The sequence below is a fragment of the Haloarcula ordinaria genome, from assembly GCF_029338275.1.
Lineage (GTDB): Archaea > Halobacteriota > Halobacteria > Halobacteriales > Haloarculaceae > Haloarcula > Haloarcula ordinaria.
The window spans coordinates 1,704,391-1,720,795 of sequence record NZ_CP119789.1; the positions used below are offsets into that span (position 1 = coordinate 1,704,391).

Here is a 16,405-nt window from a genome sequence, read left to right on the forward strand (position 1 = left end):
GAAAGAACTGGGCGGCTTCGGTGTCAGGTTTCGCCTGGCTGTGCGCCGCGCTCTCGGAGCACGGTGACGCCCTCGGCTTCGATGTCCTCGGTGTCGAGGTGCATCGGGATGTAGTCCTGCTTCTCGAAGGTCTCTTCCTCGTCCTCGCTCCCGATGGTACACCAGAGTTGCGGGCGGTCGGGGCCGTGCCAGTCACCCTGCCGGGCGACGGCGAACACCTCGTACTCCTCGCCGTCGTACTCGATGCGGCCACCCTTCCGGAGGCCGGGGTCCCCGTGGATGATGAGTTTCTTCATGGGGACGGCTTCGGAAACGGCGTACTTAGAAATGTCGAAGGCGAGTTTATCACGATTCGGTTTCCATAGCGGACAGATAGCGAGACACCCGCGCGGCCGGTATAAGTAGCATAACTATGACGGTATCGGTGGGAGGAGAACGTTGTGAATTACAAGAGTATCGCTGACCTTAGCGAAGACACTCACCGGTTTGCTCGCGACCACCCGATTGACGTTGACCTCGTAGTCGGTATTCCGCGGAGCGGTCTCCTGGCCGCGAACTTGCTCTGTCTCTACCTCGATGTCCCGATGACGGACGTCGAGGGGCTCTGTGAGGGGCGGCTGATCGGGACCGGTAATCGGTACAAGGACGATGAGTCGCTCCGTGACCTCACCTCCGTGCTCGTCATGGATGACTCCGTGAGGACGGGCCGTCAGATGACGGAAACGCGGAGTCGACTCGACGAACTGGACCTCCCGTTCGATATCTCGTACGGTGCGATATACGTCTCTCGGGAGGGGCACAAGTACGTCGATTACTGGGGTGAGATGGTCCCCAAACCGCGCGTCTTCGAGTGGAACATCACGCATCATCCGATATTGGAGCACTCGTGTGTGGACATCGACGGCGTCCTCTGTCGAGATCCGACACCGGAGGAGAACGACGACGGAGAGCGATATCTCGAGTTTCTCGCAGACGTCGAGCCGAACATCATTCCGAACCAGCAGATCGGACACCTCGTCACGAGCAGACTGGAGAAGTACCGGCCGGAGACTGAGCGGTGGTTGGACGAGCACGGGGTCCAGTACGACACGCTCGTGATGATGGACCTTCCGACCAAGGAGGCGAGGCAGGAACAGGGGGACCACGTACAGCACAAGGCGGCGGTGTACAACACGACGGACGCGTCGCTCTTCATCGAAAGCAGTCAGCGGCAAGCCAGGGGAATCGCCCGGCGGACGGGTAGGCCGGTGTTCTGTTACGAGACCAGGGAGATGATCCGACCCAACCGAGCGAAACGAACGCACTTGAAGGCCCAGCAGTACGCATCGCGGTTCAGAGAGAACCCCACGTCGTTCTCCCTGAAGGCCGTGAAACACCTGTACTACGTCGGCCACAACTACGTTTCCGCCAGGACCCAGTAACGTGTCACTGGGAGGAAAAAGCGACACGGCAGCCGTTCCAGAGCGTACCGATGCGTGCGTGAACGGACACCAAACCACGCACGGCGGCCCGACTCCGAACCAAACGGGTTTTAAGCAGTCACGCCAAATCGCTCCGTAAGGTCGATATCTATGGAGATGCCGAGACGCTTTAACACGTACTGTCCGCACTGTAACGAGCACAACGAACACGAGGTCGAGAAGGTCCGCACCGGCCGCGAGACCGGGATGAAGTGGATCGACCGCCAGCGCAAGCGCAACTCCGGTATCGGGAACGACGGCAAGTTCTCGAAGGTCCCCGGTGGCGACAAGCCCACCAAGAAGACGGACCTGAAGTACCGCTGCTCGGAGTGTGGGAAGGCCCACCTCCGCGAGGGATGGCGCGCCGGCCGACTCACCTTCCAGGAGTAAGCATGGCAGGAAGCTTCATCACCGTCGCCTGTCCGGACTGCGAGAACGAACAGACCATCTTCGAGAAGGCCGCCAGCGAGGTCTCGTGTGCCGTCTGTGGCCACACCCTCGCCCGCCCGACCGGCGGGAAAGCCGACATCGAAGGCGAAGTGACCGCCGTCGTCGAGGCACGATAGGATGAAATACAGCGGCTGGCCAGAGCCCAGCGAACTCGTCGTCGGGAAGATAGACGAGATAGAGGACTTCGGCGTGTTCGTCGACTTAGAGGAGTACGAGGGCAAGCGCGGGCTCTGTCACGTCTCCGAGGTCGCGAGCGGGTGGATCAAGAACGTCCGCGACCACGTCAACGAGGGCCAAACGGTCGTCGCCAAAGTCCTAGACGTCGACGAGAGCGCCCAGCAGATCGACCTCTCGATAAAGGACGTCAACGACCACCAGCGAAAGGAGAAGATCCAGGAGTGGAAAAACGAGCAGAAGGCCGACAACTGGATGGAACTGGCCTTCGGCGAGAACCTGGACGACGAGACGTACGGGGCCATCGCGAACGCCCTGCTCGCCGAGTTCGGGTCGCTGTACGACGGCTTCGAGGCGGCGGCCATCCACGGCGAGAGCGCCCTCGAGGAGACCGACCTCGACGACGACGACGTCGAGGCCATCGTCGAGACGGCGCGCAACAACGTCTCGGTGCCCTACGTCAACGTCACCGGCTACGTCGACCTCCGCTGTCCGACCAGCGACGGCGTCGACGTCATCAAGGATGCGCTGAAGGCCGCCGAGGGCAACGGCGAGGTGCCCGAGGAGATCGAACTCGAAGTGACCTACGTCGGGTCCCCCGAGTACCGCATCCAGGTGCGAGCGCCCGACTACAAGACCGCCGAGGGCGAACTCGAGGAGAGTGCGGACCGGGCTCGAGTCGTCGTCGAGGAACAGGGCGGTTCCGCCGAGTTCCACCGCGAGCGCCACGAAGACGACGAGTAGGGCGATGAAGTCCGACATCCGGACGTGTTCGGACTGGGAGACGGCACACGACCGCCCAGTGTACACGCTCGCCGAGACGTGCCCCGACTGCGGTGCCGAGGCGGTAAACAGCGCCCCGGCGCCGTTCGACGCCACCGACCGATACGGCGAGTATCGACGTTCTCTTAAGCGCCGCCGCCGGGAATAGAGGGTATGGACGAATTCGACATCGAGGCGCTGGCCGACCCGGCGCTCGAGGACCCGGTACTGGTCGAGGGGCTGCCCGGCGTGGGCCACGTCGGCAAACTCGCCGCCGAGCACTTGCTCGAGGAACTGGAGAGCGAACTCGTTCGGCGGGTCTACTCGACGCACTTCCCGCCGCAGGTCACCATCGACGAGGGCCGAGCCCGACTGGCCGCTGCCGAGTTCCACGCGGTCACCCCCGAGGAGGGCCAGGACCTGCTCGTCCTCACCGGTGACCACCAGGCACAGGACAACCAGGGCCACTACGGCCTGACCGACACGTTCCTCGACATCGCCGAGGCGTTCGGTGTCGGCCGGGTGTTCGCGCTCGGGGGCGTGCCGACGGGCGAGCTCATCGAGGAGTACGACGTGCTGGGCGCGTCGACGACGGACGCGTTCGCCGACGAGCTCGAGGACGCCGGCGTCGAGTTCCGCGAGGACGAACCCGCGGGCGGCATCGTCGGCGTGTCGGGCCTCCTGCTCGGCCTGTCCGAGCGCCGTGACATCCCCGCGACCTGTCTCATGGGCGAGACCTCCGGCTACCTCGTCGACCCCAAGAGCGCACAGGCCGTCCTCGAGGTCCTCCAGGAGATCATCGGCTTCGACGTCGACTATGCGTCGCTGGAGGAACGAGCCGACGAGATGGAAGAGGTCGTCCGCAAGATCCAGGAGATGGAACAGCAGAACGCGCCCGCCCCGTCCGACGAGGACCTCCGCTACATCGGGTGATGCTTCACGGCAGTCCCAATTTGAGAGTATTCAGTCTCCCCTGATACCCAATCTGTCACGAACGGACTGCCGGGAGTATGGTGCGAGCGAGAATTTCTTTACCACTCACGTCCAACAGGCGTTCGTGCAGAGCGCATTGGGGACGTTACCACATTGGCTCGTCACGGGACTCCTGCTCGGCGGCGGGTGTAGCCTGGCCGCCGCCGTCGTCTTCGTGGCCGCCGACCGCCTGTTCCCGACCGAGCAACCGGCCCGCCGGATGCACGACAGCGGCGAGACCAAGCGCCGGACCGAGCTCCGCGAGTACCTGCGGGCCATCGACGAGCAGTTCGCCGAGAACCACTTCGTCGAGGGGCAACACGTCGCCTTCTACCTGCCCAAACGGGACGTCGCCATCACCTTCGACGCCCGGGCGTACTACCGCATCGAGCGCTCGCCGACGATTCCGGTGCTCGTCGAACACGAGATGCCCGGCGTACAGCTGGGCGCCCGCCTCCCGTTCGACGTGCCGGAGGTCAACCTCGGACCGGACCCGGTAGAACAGGTCCACCCGACGGTCCAGGCCTTCGCCGAGCTCGGGCTCCAGCAGACCGCGACCATCGACGAGGTGAAGTCGGCCTACCGGAGTCGCGTCAAGGAGGTCCACCCGGACCACGGCGGCGACGAGGCCGACTTCAAGCGCGTCCGTGAGGCGTACACGACGGCCAAACAGCACGCCTCGTAGTCAGGGCTCGGGCGAGGGGTAGTTCCCGATGCCAGTCTCGGTGTGTCCCGTCGCCGTGACCCAGCCGTCCTGTGGTCCCGTGGCCGAGACGCGGACCCGGTCCTGGTAGCTGTTGCCCGTCCAGCCGCCGGTGAACCACTCGTTAGTCCCGTAGGCCGATATGGTGGCGTCGACCTGCGCGTCGTCGCTTGTCTCGTAGGACAGGTACGCCGGCGCGTCGTACCCAAAGCAGGCTGCCTCGTCCCGATACGGCACGGTACACTCGGTCAATTCGCGGGTCACGCCTTCACCGTAGAGCGTCGGGGAGGTACCGACCGGGTCACGCGTCTCGATGGGGTACGTCGCGTCGAGGACCACCGTCGTGGACACCGTCCGTCGGTCGCGCTTCGCGTGGTCCGGGTCGTCCGGGTCGTACTCGGATTCGGATATCTCCTCCTGACGACCGAGGCCGTCTTCCTCGACGTAGCGGAAGTAGCGCGTCTCGACGGTGAACTGCTCGGCCGTGAGTTCGAGCATAGGGCCGTACTCGGTGTCGACCACCGACGCGCTGAACGCCCCGGTTGCCGTCCGGTTCGTCCCCATCCTGCTCGAGTCGAACTGTGTCTCGAGGGTTCCGTTCGGCGCGATTTCGTCGGCATCGACCGCGGAACTGCCGTCCTGCATCGGCAGGGGGACGCGAACCGTCACGTTCTCCAGCGTCTCGTTGGCGTCGATACCCACGCTGTACTCGTAGGAGCTCGAGAGACTGTCCGGGTTCGTCGCGAAGAACGAACAGCCGGCGGTCACGGCGAGGCAGGCGACGAGCAGGAGGGTGAGTGGTGCTTTTGCGGGCATGGCGACACGTTCGGTTCGGTGGCGTGAATTGACAGCCAGTCTACATAGGTGTTCGGTTCCGGGCGTCGTGTCCGGTCAGTTCGACCGCTCGGCCTCGTAGATGTGGACCATCTCGGCGACGAACCAGAGCTTGAACGCCATCGACAGCGCAGTCGCGAGCGCCATCTCAGCGGGGCGGCGGCGAAGTGCGGCGTACACCGCGTAGAACGCCGCCGCGCCGTTGGCGTAGTTGAGTATCGTCGGGTAGCCAAAGCGGTCGTGGTCCATCCTGGTCCAGATGCGCTCGCCGTAGACCACCTTCGTCATCCAAGCGCTGTCGTCGTCCGGCGGGGCAAACAGGAACGGGTTGAGGACGACGAACGCCAGGGTCGCAGCGAGTCCGCGCCAGTGTCGGTAGTAGAGACAGGTCATGACGAGCGGGAGCGAGGCGACGCGGGACCAGCCGCTCCTGGGGTTCGCGTGGCGGGCCCAGAAGTAGCGGTCGAGGGTGGATGCGTCGGAATCGGGGAGGGGCGAGTCCATGCCGGGACGACTCGCGAGACCGGTAAATCTGTTCGGGTGCGCTTAGAGCCCGCGGCTCATCAGGTGCGACCGCAGCAGGTCTGCTTCCTTGCTCCCGGCGACGGGGTTGACCAGCACCACGACGTCGTCGGCGTCGAACGCCCCACGCGCCGAGAGCGTGCGAGCGGCGCCGACGGCCGTGCCACCGGTCGCCCCGACCTCCGGGCCCAGTTCACAGCAGTCCACAGCGCCACGCAGCGTCTCCTCGTCCTCGACGCTGACGGCCCCGCCGTCGCTCGCGCCGATGGCCCCGAGCGCGGCTTCGCCGGCCGCCGGGTTCGGGACCTCCAGCGGGCCGACGATGGTGTCCGGGTGCTCGATGCGAGCGGGCTCGGATTGGCCTTGCGCCCACGCCTCGGCGACGGCGTCGGCGGTCGCCGGCTGGGCGGCGTAGAGTCGTGGTGCGTCCTCGGCGAGGCCGCTCTCGGTCGCCGCGTCGAACCCCTGCTGGAGGCCGACGAGCGTCTCGCCGTGGCCGGTCGGCTGGACGACGGCGTCCGGAGCGGTCCACGCCAGGTCTTCGAGAACTTCGAATGCGACCGACGCCGCCCCCTCGATGCGGAAGGGGTCGCCCGGGGCGACCGGCGTCCAGTCGTCGTCGGCCTCCTGGAAGGCGTCGGCGGCGTCCTGGTAGCGGCCCTCGACGACGCGCATGTCGCCGCCGTGGACGTTCACCATCGCCTTGTTGAGGAACGGACAGCGCGAGGGGACGAAGCCCGTCGAATCGACGCCGGCACGGGCGGCGTAGGCCGCGTTGGCCTGTGCGCCGTTGCCCGTCGACGGCGTCGCGACGCGCTCTGCGCCTCGCTGGGTGGCCGCCGTCACCGCGAGCGAGAGCTTCCGGTCGGCCAGCGACCCCGTGGGATTGCGGCCCTCGTCTTTGACGTACACCGCGGCGACGTCCAGCTCCGCCGCGAGTTCCGGGACCGAGACCAGCGGCGTCGCACCCTCGTCGAGGCCCACCGTTACCGCTTCGGAGAAGGGCCGCAGCGGTTCGTACCGGCCGGGGCCACGGACGTGGGGCAAATCCGCCGGTTCCAGCGCCGGGACGTCGTAATCGGCGACCAGCAGTCCGTTGCACGCAGGACAGCGGTCGGTCTCCGGCTCGGTTCGCTCGCCGCACTCGGTGCATCGCAGGCCGCGGAAGGCCGCCGTCGTCTCCATAGTCGCTGCTCGGGCCGGGAGAACCAAGTGTCGTCCGGTCTACTTCAGCATCCTCTTGACGGGTGCGGCCGAAGCCCCGCGTATGACCGAAGTCGCCGTCGCCGGGGGCGGACTCGCCGGCCTGGTCGCCGCCCGCCACCTGGCCGAGGCCGGAGTCGACGTGACCGTGTTCGAGGAACGCGACGAGGTGGGCGGCCGCGTCCGGTCGGTCCACGAGGACGGCTACACCTACGACCGCGGGTTCCAGGTCCTGTTCTCGGCGTATCCGGCAGTCAAGCGAGAGCTGGACGTGAACGCGCTCGCGCCGCGGCGGTTCTCGCCCGGCGCGACCATCGCTCGCCCGAACCACCGCTCGGTGCTGTCGGACCCGCTTCGGGTGCCGTCGGCCGCGGTCGAGACGCTGTTCAACCGCGAGGTCAGCACCGCCGACAAACTGCGGCTCTTCCGCCTCCAGCGCGAACTCGCTGGCGAGGACCCCGAGACACTGCTCGACCGCGGTGGGTCGACGATTCGGGACTACCTCGCCGACCAGGGGTTCTCGAAGTGGTTCGTCGAGCGCTTCGCCGCGCCCTTCTACGGCGGTATCACGCTGGACCGCTCGCTGGGTACCGACAGCGCCGTCTTCGAGTACACCTACAAGATGCTCAGTGAGGGCGAGATATTCGTGCCGGCCGGGGGGATGCAGGCGATGCCGGAGCAACTGGCCCAGCGGGCCCGGACTGCCGGTGCGACCATCGAGACGGGACGGGCGGTGACGGGCGTCGACGGGGCCGACGCCTCCGGTGCGACGACCGTCGAGGTCGGCGCGGAGACGCTCTCGGTCGACGGCGCCGTCGTCGCGACCGACCCTCGGACGGCGACGGACCTCACCGGCGTCGACGCAATCCCGACCGAGGCACTGGGCTGTGTCACCCAGTACTTCTCGCTCCCGACGAACCGGGCGCCGAACACCGGCAAGCGCATCATCCTCAACGCCGCCGACGACCGGCCCAACACCGTCGCGCCGATGTCGGCCGTCGCACCCGAGTACGCGCCCGAGGGGATGGAACTGTACAGCGCGACGTTCCTCGGCGTCCCCGAGGAGAGCGACGCGGAACTCGCCAGCGAGGTGCGCCAGGCCCTCCAGTCGTGGTATCCGGCCGCCGGGTTCGACGGCCTCGAACTGCGCCGGACCGACCGCGTCCCGTTCGCCCAGTTCGCCCAGCCGCCGGGGTTCCGTGCCGGCCTTCCCGACCCGGATGCCCCCGACGGAAACGTCGCGTTGGCCGGCGACTACACGCGCTGGTCGTCGATACAGGGCGCCCTTGAGAGCGGTCGCGTCGCTGCGGAGCTGGTGGGAGCCAACCGGTAGAAGACTCGCGCGGCGGCCTATGCGGGGCGACCGCCGCTATTCGGGTTTCCCTCGGGGTCCTCGTCCTCGTCCCCGACGAGGACCGCCGAGACGTACTTGATGGTCGCGTAGTACAGCGCCAGGAGCGCGAGGAGCGTAACCGCGATGAGCGCGAGTGCAGCGCCAGTCTGAACCATGTTCCAGCGTCCACCGCGATGGCTCAAATACCTACCGTTATAACATCCGGCGGAACTCCCCGAGGGCGGGGAACGTGACGGCCTCCCGCCCGCTCTCGTCCCAGACCACTGGTTCGAGTCTGTCGGCGTCCGTGACGAGCGGCGACTGGAAGTCAGCGGCCTGCATCCGGTTGACCTCGACGCCCGCGTTGAGCGTGTTGAACGACGGGAGCATCACCACCGTCGCGCCGCGGAACTGCTCGGGACCCACGAGGTAGCAGGGTCGGCGCTGGCCCTCGATGGCGATGGTCGGGTGGTCGTGGCCGACGACGTAGCGGTCGGCCTCCGCCTCGGGTACCTCGTGGCCGTGACAGACCACGGTGTCGCCGATGCGGTGTGACGCCGGACTCGGGCCATCCCAGACCGATTCCAGCATCGTATCGTGGTTGCCCGGCGTGACGATAAGGTCGGCATCCCGGTCCACACAGGTCGCCCGGAGGCTCTCGACCACGCTCTCGACGGTCCGGGGGACCGTCTGGAAGGAGTGCAGCAGGTCGCCGGCCACGACGACCTCGCTCGGGCGATGGCGGTCGACGAGGGTTTCGAACCGACGGGCGACGTCGGCGCCCGACCCGATCGGGAGTTCGAGGTTCCCGCCGGTGCCCCGGCCCAGGTGGAGGTCAGCGAGCACGAGGGTCCCGTCCAGTAGCAGCGCCCGGTCGTCGTACGTGGGCGTCATCGCCTCCGGGTCGGGCCCGCCCACACATAGCGGTGACGCCCTCGTCATCGGTGATACTTCTACCGACGCGCTCAGCGATACCGGCCACGACGACGAGGCCCCCCAGTGAGCAACCTTTTCGGGGCCGAACCCCGTCGGTTCGAGTATGAGCGATACCGAGAACGAGTCGACCGACGAGGCCGTCGCGGCGTTCCTCCGTGCGGCCGACGACGCCTACGACGAGTACGAGCACGGTTACACGGACGCCGACGCGACCCTGCGCCGCCTGGAGAGCGCGATTGCGGAGCTGCGCTCGGCGACCGAGTCGGAGTGAGCGCCCGGGCGAACAGTATTGTAGTCTCGGCGTCACGTTACGGGCATGACCGACGTGGTCGTCGTCGACGGGGCACGAACCGCACACGGGTCGCTCCTGGGCGCGCTCTCGGAGCGGACCGCGACCGAACTCGGACAGGCGGCCATCGAGGGGCTGCTCGACCGCACCGGAGTCGACCACGACCTGGTGGACTGGGTCGCGATGGGGAACGCCGTCCAGGCCGGGGTCGGCCAGGTCCCGGCGCGGCAGGTCGTCGTCGACTCACCCTTGCCGGATGCCGTCCCCGCAACCACGGTCAACGAGGCCTCCGGGTCCGGCCTTCGGGCTATCATGACTGCCGCCGACCGCATCGAGGCCGGCCGCGCGTCGCTGTGTCTCGCCGGCGGGACGGAATCGATGTCGAACGCCCCCTACCTCGTCCGCGAGCTGCGCGAGGGCCGACCACACGGCGACGCGACGCTCGTCGACGCGATGATTCACGACTCGCTGTGGGACACTCACTACGAGGCCCACATGGGGACGCTGACCGACCAGCTCGCCGAGCGCTTCGAGGTCGGCCGCCGGGCCCAGGACGAGTACGCCCGGCGGAGCAACCACCGGGCCGGCGACGCCATCGAGTCCGGCGCCTTCGACGAGGAGATCGTCCCCGTGGAGGCGGGTGACCACCTCGTCACCGAGGACGAGGGGCCTCGACCGGATACGACGATGGAACAGCTCGCCCGGCTCCCGCCGGCGTTCGGCGAGGACGGCACCATCACGGCCGGCAACGCCTCGAAGCTCTCCGACGGCGCGGGCGCGGTCTTGCTCGCGGACGCCGAGACTGTCGACGAGGCGGGCATGGGCCCGATGGCCCACGTCGAGGACTACACTGTCGTCTACCGCGATCCCGCGGAGTTCACGATTGCGGTCCGTGACGCCGTCTTGGAACTCCTCGAGCGGAACGACCTCTCTGTCGACGACGTCGACCACTTCGAACTCAACGAGGCCTTCGCCGCCCAGATGGTCTACGTCGCCGACGAACTGGGCTTGCCGCCGGAGAAACACAATCCGCTGGGCGGGGCCGTCGCACTCGGCCACCCTATCGGCGCCAGCGGCGGCATCCTCACGACGACGCTGCTCTATGCGATGGAGCGCGAGGACCACGACCGGGGGGTCGTCGGGATGAGCGCGGGCGGTGGGGGTGCGCTGGCGATGTCACTGGTGCGGTGAGTCGACCACGCTTCGGCGCGCGCTGTCGCTCGCTCCGTCGAGCGACGGACCTGTGCGAGGGATGAGCGCGGGAGCGATAGCGACCGCGCGACTCGGCTGGGGAGGGCGTGGCTGGCGGGTAGGACTTTCTGCGAGTCAGGGAGAGCAGCACGACTGCCCGGTGCTTTCAGTTCGCTCTCGACCGAGCCGTATGGCCACCGGGCGAACACCGGGTCGGCATGAAAGACGGGAAGAATTATCGGCCCGGCCCCCTCCGAACAGAGTATGATCGAATTCTCCGAGCGCGTCGAGCAGGTGTCGATATCGGGCATCCGCGAGGTGTTCGAGGCGGCCGGCGAGGACGCCATCAACCTCGGGCTGGGTCAGCCGGACTTCCCCACCCCGGAGCACGCCCGCGAGGCGGCTGTCGAGGCCATCCGCGCGGGGAAGGCCGACGCCTACACGTCGAACAAGGGCACGCTGGAACTCCGGGAAGCCATCGCCGCGAAGCACGCCCGGGACAACGACCTCGAGGTCGACCCGGCTGACATCATCGCCACCTCGGGCGGGAGCGAGGCGCTCCACATCGCCCTGGAGGCCCACGTCGACCAGGACGAGGAGGTCGTCTTCCCGGACCCCGGCTTCGTCTCCTACGAGGCGCTGACCCACCTCGCAGGCGGCCAGCCGAAACCGGTCGGCCTGCGCGAGGACCTGACGCTCGACCCGGCCGCCGTCGAGGACGCTATCACCGACGACACGGCGGCGTTCGTCGTCAACTCGCCGGCCAACCCGACGGGGGCGGTCCAGTCGCCCGAGGACATGCGCGAGTTCGCCCGTATCGCCGACGAGCACGACGTGCTTTGCATCTCCGACGAGGTGTACGAACACCAGGTGTTCGAGGGTGAACACCGCTCGCCGGCGGAGTTCAGCGAGGCAGGCAACGTCGTCGTCGTCAACGCCTGCTCGAAGGCCTACTCGATGACCGGCTGGCGCCTGGGCTGGGTCACCGGCCCGAACGACCGTATCGAGCGGATGTTGCGGGTCCACCAGTACGCGCAGGCCTGTGCGTCGGCCCCCGCCCAGTTCGCCGCGGAGGCCGCACTCTCGGGCCCGCAGGACCCCGTCGCCGAGATGCGCGATGCCTTCGAGGAGCGCCGTGACGTGCTGCTCGACGGGCTCGCGGAGATGGGTCTGGAGTGTCCCACGCCGAAGGGCGCGTTCTACGCGATGCCGAAGGTTCCGGAGGGGTGGGTCGAGGCGGTCATCGACCGCGGCGTTGTCGTCGTCCCCGGCGACGCGTTCGGCGAGCGCGGCGCGGGTTACGCTCGTATCTCCTACGCCACGGACATGGAGACGCTGAAAGAAGCCATCGATATCATGGCGGAGGCGACGGACGCCGTCCGCTGACTTTCTGACTGAGATTGCGACCCGTCTCGAACGAATCTTGCGCCCGCTCGTGGAGCGCGGTTGACGTGACCCCGAAGGGTGGATAACGACGCAGCCCGTATCCCCGTCCGAATGGACCACCTCGCACCGTCGAACGTGCCGGTGTACGCGACAGCCGAGGAGCACCGCGCCATCTGGGAGCGCTGTGCGGACCGGGGCCATCCGGTCCTCGCCGTCCGCGGCGCCACACGCGGGTATATCGTGAAGTACGACCTCCAGCACCTGGACCGGGAACTCGCACCCGAAGCCGTCCAGGCACTCCGCGACCGCGTCCGGTCGCGCCGCCCCTATCCGACTGGAACCGACCCCATCTCCGAGTCCGAGGGGATCGGCGGCGAGGCCGGCGCCGTCTCCGGTGAGTTACACACCGGCACCGAACAGGCCGGCCGCGACCTCGCCTCGCACATCTCCGAGTTCGTCCTCGACCGCACCAACTGGCGCTGACTGGGGCCGCCCCTTTCGTTCCCATTTCCGTCAGCCGTACGAGACTTTTTGACGCCGGCGTCCGTCTCCTGTCGTATGGCAGTCGCCCGACACGACACGGGGCCGCTTTCGGCGGGCCGCGCCCTCGCCTCGCAGGTCCACCCGGTGTTCATGCTCCCGCCGCTCGCGACGTCGTTGTTCGGAGCGCTGCTGGCCGAGAGCGTCACGTTCTCGCTCCGCGTGGCGGCGCTCCACGCCGCGGCGATGTTCTTCGCCGTCTACACCGCCCACGTCAAGGACGGCTACGTGGACTTCCACGTCCGCGGCGAGGACGACGACCACCCGATGACCGCGTCGGGGTGTCGACTGGCGCTCGTGGGGGCGACGGCAGGATTCGCCGCCTGCACCGCCGGCCTCTGGTTCGCGGTCGGTCCGTGGGCGGCCCTGCTGACCCTCCCGACGTGGCTCATCGGCTACGCCCACGCACCGCAACTGGACCTCAACACGGTCGGCGCGACGATGGGGTACCCGAGCGGGATCGGCCTCGCCCTGCTCGGCGGGTACTACGCCCAGGCGGGCAGTTTCTCGCCACGCGTGCTGGGTCTCGCTGCCGTCTTCCTGGTCCTGCTGACGGGCATCAAGATTATCGACGACGAGAAGGACTACGACTACGACCGGTCCATCGAGAAGCATACCGTCGCTGTGGTCCTGGGACCGACGCGGGCCCGACGACTGGCGCTGGGGCTGCTCGCCGCTGCGCTCGCCGGCGTAGTTGCGCTGTCGACGACGGTCCCAGGGATGCCCCGGAGCGCTGCCGCCGCTGCGCTGGTCTTCGGGGCTGTCGCGCTGGTCGCTCAACGCGCGGAGTCCTCGCTGGCGACGAAGTTGTTGATTCGCGGGTCGTACCTCTTCCTCGCGGTGCTGGTGGCCGCGGTGTGGTTCCGGCCGCTGGGGTAACCCGGTCGAACGTCTCTCGGTCGCTCAGGCCGAGACCATCGTCTGCTGTGAGACGGTGTTCCCCGCCTGGTCGGTCACGGTCATCGTCACCTGGTAGTCGACGCCGCCGCCCTTCTTGAACCGGTACTCGTCGGTGTCTGACGCCGCGGCGGTACCGTCGAAGGTCCAGGCGGTACTCCGGAGCGTCGTCCCGCTACTGTCGGCGACCTCGAGGACGACCGATGCCAGGTCGCCGTCGACGTCGGTGGCGTCCCAGTTGACGGTGACCTCGGCGTGTGGGTCCTTCCGTCCGGCCTCGGAGACGTTGAACCGGTTGATTGCCGGTGGGGATTCGGTGGTCTCTGCAACCGTGGTGAACGCCACGGTGCTTCCGGTCGCCGTCTCCCCACTCGAGGAGAGGCCCGTCGCGCGGCACTCGTAGTCGGTGCCGCTGTTCAGCCCGGAGACCGACTGTGAGAAGGTCTGTGCGGCGCTGAGCGTCTGTGCCGCGGTGGTCGACCAGGACCCGCCGACCGGACGGTACTCGAAGGCGATGTCGGCGGTATCTGCGCCACCGAGGTCGGCGACCGACCCGTTGAGCGTCGCCGACGTGGTCTGGACGTCTGTCGCCTGGGCCGTCGAGACGCCGAATGACGTCGTCGTCGTGGTTTCGCCAGTTCCGTACTGATCAGCGCCGTAGTCGCCCTCACCGAACCCGGCGGTGCTGTCTGCCGCGGCCGCGTTGCCGATGCCAAGCGAGGACGCCGCGGCCACCCCCAGAGCGCCCGTCGCCTTCAGGACCGATCGCCTGCTGAAGAAGCGATTCTCCGCCGACCCATCGCGTTCGCCTTCCGCCGTTCGACGCTGCTTGTCGTTTCTTGCCATCGATTCGATGGGGCAAACATACTTAAAAAGAAATTCGTACCGAGAAGGTTCGTATACATACCAGATACATATATTTACAGTTTAGATACTAACACAATTAGTGACCGCTGATCAGTGACGCGCCTTCTGTAAGATGTTGACGAACTGGCTCTAGACGGGCTCTCGGCCCGGGTTTACGACGGGCGCTGTCCGGCACCACGGCCGATATCCTCGCCACGGGCGCCGCTCACCTGGCCCACTCAGCCGGACGCCGTCTCGGAACCGGTCTCGGTCGCCACGACGTCTGTCTCGGTCGTTTCAGTCACGACGACACGCTCACAGGTGACCTCGACCGACCGCGTCAGCTGGATGCCGAAGTCAGGGCCGGTCGCCTCGACACCGATGTCGACTCGCTCACCGTTCGCGTCGCCGTCAAAGGTCACGTCGTTCGACCTCCCGCAGGGAGCACTCGACCTTCCCAGGGCAGAGGCGTCGTCGCTCGCCGACCTGGTCGATTTCGCCATCGACACCAACAACAGCGTCATCGAGAATCCCGGTTCGGACACGTACTACGTCCGCCACGACGGGGTGTTGTACACGTACGAACCGCCTGCTCTGGACGGCGTCGACGCATCTGAGTCCACGACCGGGTCGTCGTCGGCGTCCGGCACCGAAGCCCCCTCAACTGGGGACCAGTAGCGGGGCGTTCACGCTCAGTTCGAGCTCACGATCTTGATGACCGCGCCCTCTTCGAGCTCCGTCTCGTCGGAGATGCGCATCTCCTTGCGCGCGTCGACCGCGTGGATGTAGCCGTCGCCGATGTCCGAGTGGACGGCGTAGGCGAGGTCCTTCGGAGTGGAGCCCCGGGGGAGCAAGAAGGCGTCCGGGAGGACGTTGCCCTGCCCGTCGGTCCACTTCGTGTCGTTCTGGACCGGGTACGCGCTGACGTGGTCCAGCAGGTCGTAGACAGCGGTGTCCATCGCCTGCTGGACGCCGGTGCCACCCCACTGTTCCATGACGGTCCGTATCTGGTCTAAGCCCGCCCGCTGCTGGTCGCTCACGTCGCCGGTTATCTCGAAGTCGGCGTCACCGGGGTCGTAGTCGACGACGCCGGCCTTCGCGGCGTTCCGAAGGGCGAGTTCGCCGTCGGCCGTCGCCGGGACGACGATGTCGGCGGCCTCCTTCAGTCGCTCGACGTTCCCCTCGGGCGCGACGTCGGCTTTGTTCGCCACGACGACGATGGGCTTGGTCCGCAGGCGGATCTCGCGGGCCAGCGATTCGCGGTCCTCGTCGGTCCACGCGATGGGGTCCTCTGGGTACTCCAGCTCCCGAAGGGTTCGGGCCACGTCGAGTTCGCTCGCGCCGACGCCGGCGAGCATGTCGACCAGCGCCTCGTCCAGCGAGAAGTCCGGCGAGCGGGACTGGCGCTCGATGGACTCCCAGTTGCGGTCGACGATGCTCGCCAGCCAGAGGTCCATCTCCTCCTCGACGAAGTCGACGTCCTCGACGGGGTCGTGTTCGCCGACTTCGACGGGTTCGCCCTCTGCGTTCGTCCCGCCGGAGGCGTCGACGACGTTGCAGATGACGTCGGCGTTCGTCAGTTCGTCGAGGAACTGGTTCCCGAGGCCGCGTCCCTCGTGTGCGCCGGGGACCAGGCCGGCGACGTCGATGAGCTCGACGGGGACGTAGCGCTTGCCGTCCCGACAGTGCTCGTCACCACACCGCTCCTCGCGGTCCAGACAGGGGCACTCGGTCCGGACGTGGCTCACGCCGCGGTTGGCGTCGATGGTGGTGAACGGGTAGTTGCCGACGTCGACGTCGGCCATCGTCGCGGCCTTGTAGAATGTAGACTTGCCCGCGTTCGGCTTGCCAGCCAGCGCGATAGAGAGCATGCGACGACCTATCAGTGCCCCGCGAAAGCCGGTTTC

Annotated in this window: 23 protein-coding genes; 14 read left to right on the forward strand and 9 right to left on the reverse strand. The window is 67.4% G+C overall.

Annotated features, from left to right (window positions below):
- Positions 1-23: 23 nt before the first annotated feature.
- Positions 24-296, reverse strand: a complete 273-nt coding sequence (locus P1L41_RS09010; protein ID WP_276295398.1) for an HAH_0734 family protein — start codon at positions 294-296, stop codon at positions 24-26.
- 144 nt (positions 297-440) lie between these two features.
- On the opposite strand from P1L41_RS09010, the gene P1L41_RS09015 reads away from it, so the two are divergent.
- The 7 genes from P1L41_RS09015 (at position 441) to P1L41_RS09045 (ending at position 4,503) form a co-directional block, all read left to right on the forward strand.
- Complete coding sequence (locus P1L41_RS09015; RefSeq protein ID WP_276295399.1) at positions 441-1,421, forward strand: orotate phosphoribosyltransferase; 981 nt, start codon at positions 441-443, stop codon at positions 1,419-1,421.
- 150 nt (positions 1,422-1,571) lie between these two features.
- Positions 1,572-1,850 (forward strand): 50S ribosomal protein L44e, encoded by a 279-nt coding sequence (locus tag P1L41_RS09020; RefSeq protein WP_276295400.1) that lies wholly within the window; start codon positions 1,572-1,574, stop codon positions 1,848-1,850.
- 2 nt (positions 1,851-1,852) lie between these two features.
- The gene (locus tag P1L41_RS09025) at positions 1,853-2,026 is read left to right on the forward strand and encodes a 30S ribosomal protein S27e (RefSeq protein WP_276276876.1); all 174 of its coding nucleotides are present in this window, start codon (positions 1,853-1,855) and stop codon (positions 2,024-2,026) included.
- A 1-nt stretch (position 2,027) separates the two neighbouring features.
- Positions 2,028-2,828 carry a translation initiation factor IF-2 subunit alpha gene (locus tag P1L41_RS09030; RefSeq protein WP_276295401.1) on the forward strand — a complete coding sequence of 267 codons (801 nt, stop codon included), beginning with the start codon at positions 2,028-2,030 and terminating at the stop codon, positions 2,826-2,828.
- 4 nt (positions 2,829-2,832) lie between these two features.
- Positions 2,833-3,015 carry an RNA-protein complex protein Nop10 gene (locus P1L41_RS09035; RefSeq protein WP_276295402.1) on the forward strand — a complete coding sequence of 61 codons (183 nt, stop codon included), beginning with the start codon at positions 2,833-2,835 and terminating at the stop codon, positions 3,013-3,015.
- A 5-nt stretch (positions 3,016-3,020) separates the two neighbouring features.
- Positions 3,021-3,779, forward strand: a complete 759-nt coding sequence (locus P1L41_RS09040) for a proteasome assembly chaperone family protein (RefSeq protein ID WP_276295403.1) — start codon at positions 3,021-3,023, stop codon at positions 3,777-3,779.
- 124 nt (positions 3,780-3,903) lie between these two features.
- Entirely contained in the window at positions 3,904-4,503 is a 600-nt protein-coding gene (locus tag P1L41_RS09045) for a J domain-containing protein (protein WP_276295404.1), read from the forward strand.
- Here P1L41_RS09045 and P1L41_RS09050 read toward each other — a convergent pair whose 3' ends face one another.
- The 3 genes from P1L41_RS09050 to P1L41_RS09060 form a co-directional block, all read right to left on the reverse strand.
- Positions 4,504-5,337 carry a hypothetical protein gene (locus P1L41_RS09050; RefSeq protein WP_276295405.1) on the reverse strand — a complete coding sequence of 278 codons (834 nt, stop codon included), beginning with the start codon at positions 5,335-5,337 and terminating at the stop codon, positions 4,504-4,506.
- Positions 5,338-5,412: 75 nt separating this feature from the next.
- A complete protein-coding gene (locus tag P1L41_RS09055; protein ID WP_276295406.1) occupies positions 5,413-5,859 on the reverse strand; it encodes a DUF6653 family protein in 447 nt (148 codons plus the stop codon).
- A gap of 42 nt (positions 5,860-5,901) precedes the next feature.
- Positions 5,902-7,062 carry a threonine synthase gene (locus P1L41_RS09060; RefSeq protein ID WP_276295407.1) on the reverse strand — a complete coding sequence of 387 codons (1,161 nt, stop codon included), beginning with the start codon at positions 7,060-7,062 and terminating at the stop codon, positions 5,902-5,904.
- An 82-nt stretch (positions 7,063-7,144) separates the two neighbouring features.
- Between P1L41_RS09060 and P1L41_RS09065 the strand changes: the two genes are divergently transcribed.
- A complete protein-coding gene (locus P1L41_RS09065) occupies positions 7,145-8,413 on the forward strand; it encodes an NAD(P)/FAD-dependent oxidoreductase (protein ID WP_276295408.1) in 1,269 nt (422 codons plus the stop codon).
- A gap of 17 nt (positions 8,414-8,430) precedes the next feature.
- On the opposite strand, the gene P1L41_RS09070 is transcribed toward P1L41_RS09065, so the two are convergent.
- Entirely contained in the window at positions 8,431-8,589 is a 159-nt protein-coding gene (locus tag P1L41_RS09070) for a hypothetical protein (protein WP_276295409.1), read from the reverse strand.
- Positions 8,590-8,626: 37 nt separating this feature from the next.
- The gene (locus tag P1L41_RS09075) at positions 8,627-9,307 is read right to left on the reverse strand and encodes a metallophosphoesterase (RefSeq protein ID WP_276295410.1); all 681 of its coding nucleotides are present in this window, start codon (positions 9,305-9,307) and stop codon (positions 8,627-8,629) included.
- Positions 9,308-9,452: 145 nt separating this feature from the next.
- Between P1L41_RS09075 and P1L41_RS09080 the strand changes: the two genes are divergently transcribed.
- From P1L41_RS09080 to P1L41_RS09100, 5 genes are all read left to right on the forward strand, one after another.
- A complete protein-coding gene (locus P1L41_RS09080; RefSeq protein ID WP_276295411.1) occupies positions 9,453-9,620 on the forward strand; it encodes a hypothetical protein in 168 nt (55 codons plus the stop codon).
- Positions 9,621-9,665: 45 nt separating this feature from the next.
- Entirely contained in the window at positions 9,666-10,829 is a 1,164-nt protein-coding gene (locus tag P1L41_RS09085; RefSeq protein WP_276295412.1) for a thiolase family protein, read from the forward strand.
- Positions 10,830-11,093: 264 nt separating this feature from the next.
- Positions 11,094-12,215: a pyridoxal phosphate-dependent aminotransferase gene (locus tag P1L41_RS09090; protein WP_276295413.1), complete on the forward strand. Its 1,122-nt coding sequence runs from the start codon at positions 11,094-11,096 to the stop codon at positions 12,213-12,215.
- Between the two features lie 111 nt (positions 12,216-12,326).
- Positions 12,327-12,698 (forward strand): hypothetical protein, encoded by a 372-nt coding sequence (locus P1L41_RS09095; RefSeq protein ID WP_276295414.1) that lies wholly within the window; start codon positions 12,327-12,329, stop codon positions 12,696-12,698.
- Positions 12,699-12,773: 75 nt separating this feature from the next.
- On the forward strand, positions 12,774-13,634 hold the full coding sequence (locus P1L41_RS09100) for a UbiA family prenyltransferase (protein ID WP_276295415.1): 861 nt from the start codon (positions 12,774-12,776) through the stop codon (positions 13,632-13,634).
- A 24-nt stretch (positions 13,635-13,658) separates the two neighbouring features.
- Here the strand turns inward: P1L41_RS09100 and P1L41_RS09105 are convergent, their stop codons facing one another.
- Together P1L41_RS09105 and P1L41_RS09110 are read right to left on the reverse strand one after the other, a co-directional pair.
- Complete coding sequence (locus P1L41_RS09105; protein WP_276295416.1) at positions 13,659-14,498, reverse strand: hypothetical protein; 840 nt, start codon at positions 14,496-14,498, stop codon at positions 13,659-13,661.
- A 239-nt stretch (positions 14,499-14,737) separates the two neighbouring features.
- On the reverse strand, positions 14,738-14,920 hold the full coding sequence (locus P1L41_RS09110; RefSeq protein WP_276295417.1) for a hypothetical protein: 183 nt from the start codon (positions 14,918-14,920) through the stop codon (positions 14,738-14,740).
- Here P1L41_RS09110 and P1L41_RS09115 point away from each other — a divergent pair.
- A complete protein-coding gene (locus P1L41_RS09115; RefSeq protein ID WP_276295418.1) occupies positions 14,880-15,176 on the forward strand; it encodes a DUF5305 family protein in 297 nt (98 codons plus the stop codon). The genes P1L41_RS09110 and P1L41_RS09115 overlap by 41 nt on opposite strands.
- A 14-nt stretch (positions 15,177-15,190) precedes the next feature.
- On the opposite strand, the gene P1L41_RS09120 is transcribed toward P1L41_RS09115, so the two are convergent.
- Positions 15,191-16,369, reverse strand: a complete 1,179-nt coding sequence (locus P1L41_RS09120) for a redox-regulated ATPase YchF (protein WP_276295419.1) — start codon at positions 16,367-16,369, stop codon at positions 15,191-15,193.
- Positions 16,370-16,405 lie beyond the last annotated feature (36 nt).

What these genes read in the sequence shown, in the direction of transcription:
- P1L41_RS09105 (WP_276295416.1), bottom strand. Translation starts at nt 14,498, where the DNA reads ATGGCAAGAAACGACAAGCAGCGTCGAACGGCGGAAGGCGAACGCGAT.
- P1L41_RS09070 (WP_276295409.1), bottom strand. Translation starts at nt 8,589, where the DNA reads ATGGTTCAGACTGGCGCTGCACTCGCGCTCATCGCGGTTACGCTCCTC.
- P1L41_RS09020 (WP_276295400.1), top strand. Translation starts at nt 1,572, where the DNA reads ATGGAGATGCCGAGACGCTTTAACACGTACTGTCCGCACTGTAACGAG.
- P1L41_RS09075 (WP_276295410.1), bottom strand. Translation starts at nt 9,307, where the DNA reads ATGACGCCCACGTACGACGACCGGGCGCTGCTACTGGACGGGACCCTC.
- P1L41_RS09060 (WP_276295407.1), bottom strand. Translation starts at nt 7,062, where the DNA reads ATGGAGACGACGGCGGCCTTCCGCGGCCTGCGATGCACCGAGTGCGGC.
- P1L41_RS09085 (WP_276295412.1), top strand. Translation starts at nt 9,666, where the DNA reads ATGACCGACGTGGTCGTCGTCGACGGGGCACGAACCGCACACGGGTCG.
- P1L41_RS09040 (WP_276295403.1), top strand. Translation starts at nt 3,021, where the DNA reads ATGGACGAATTCGACATCGAGGCGCTGGCCGACCCGGCGCTCGAGGAC.
- P1L41_RS09025 (WP_276276876.1), top strand. Translation starts at nt 1,853, where the DNA reads ATGGCAGGAAGCTTCATCACCGTCGCCTGTCCGGACTGCGAGAACGAA.
- P1L41_RS09055 (WP_276295406.1), bottom strand. Translation starts at nt 5,859, where the DNA reads ATGGACTCGCCCCTCCCCGATTCCGACGCATCCACCCTCGACCGCTAC.
- P1L41_RS09080 (WP_276295411.1), top strand. Translation starts at nt 9,453, where the DNA reads ATGAGCGATACCGAGAACGAGTCGACCGACGAGGCCGTCGCGGCGTTC.
- P1L41_RS09010 (WP_276295398.1), bottom strand. Translation starts at nt 296, where the DNA reads ATGAAGAAACTCATCATCCACGGGGACCCCGGCCTCCGGAAGGGTGGC.
- P1L41_RS09120 (WP_276295419.1), bottom strand. Translation starts at nt 16,369, where the DNA reads ATGCTCTCTATCGCGCTGGCTGGCAAGCCGAACGCGGGCAAGTCTACA.
- P1L41_RS09090 (WP_276295413.1), top strand. Translation starts at nt 11,094, where the DNA reads ATGATCGAATTCTCCGAGCGCGTCGAGCAGGTGTCGATATCGGGCATC.
- P1L41_RS09035 (WP_276295402.1), top strand. Translation starts at nt 2,833, where the DNA reads ATGAAGTCCGACATCCGGACGTGTTCGGACTGGGAGACGGCACACGAC.
- P1L41_RS09100 (WP_276295415.1), top strand. Translation starts at nt 12,774, where the DNA reads ATGGCAGTCGCCCGACACGACACGGGGCCGCTTTCGGCGGGCCGCGCC.
- P1L41_RS09030 (WP_276295401.1), top strand. Translation starts at nt 2,028, where the DNA reads ATGAAATACAGCGGCTGGCCAGAGCCCAGCGAACTCGTCGTCGGGAAG.
- P1L41_RS09065 (WP_276295408.1), top strand. Translation starts at nt 7,145, where the DNA reads ATGACCGAAGTCGCCGTCGCCGGGGGCGGACTCGCCGGCCTGGTCGCC.
- P1L41_RS09050 (WP_276295405.1), bottom strand. Translation starts at nt 5,337, where the DNA reads ATGCCCGCAAAAGCACCACTCACCCTCCTGCTCGTCGCCTGCCTCGCC.
- P1L41_RS09095 (WP_276295414.1), top strand. Translation starts at nt 12,327, where the DNA reads ATGGACCACCTCGCACCGTCGAACGTGCCGGTGTACGCGACAGCCGAG.
- P1L41_RS09115 (WP_276295418.1), top strand. Translation starts at nt 14,880, where the DNA reads ATGTCGACTCGCTCACCGTTCGCGTCGCCGTCAAAGGTCACGTCGTTC.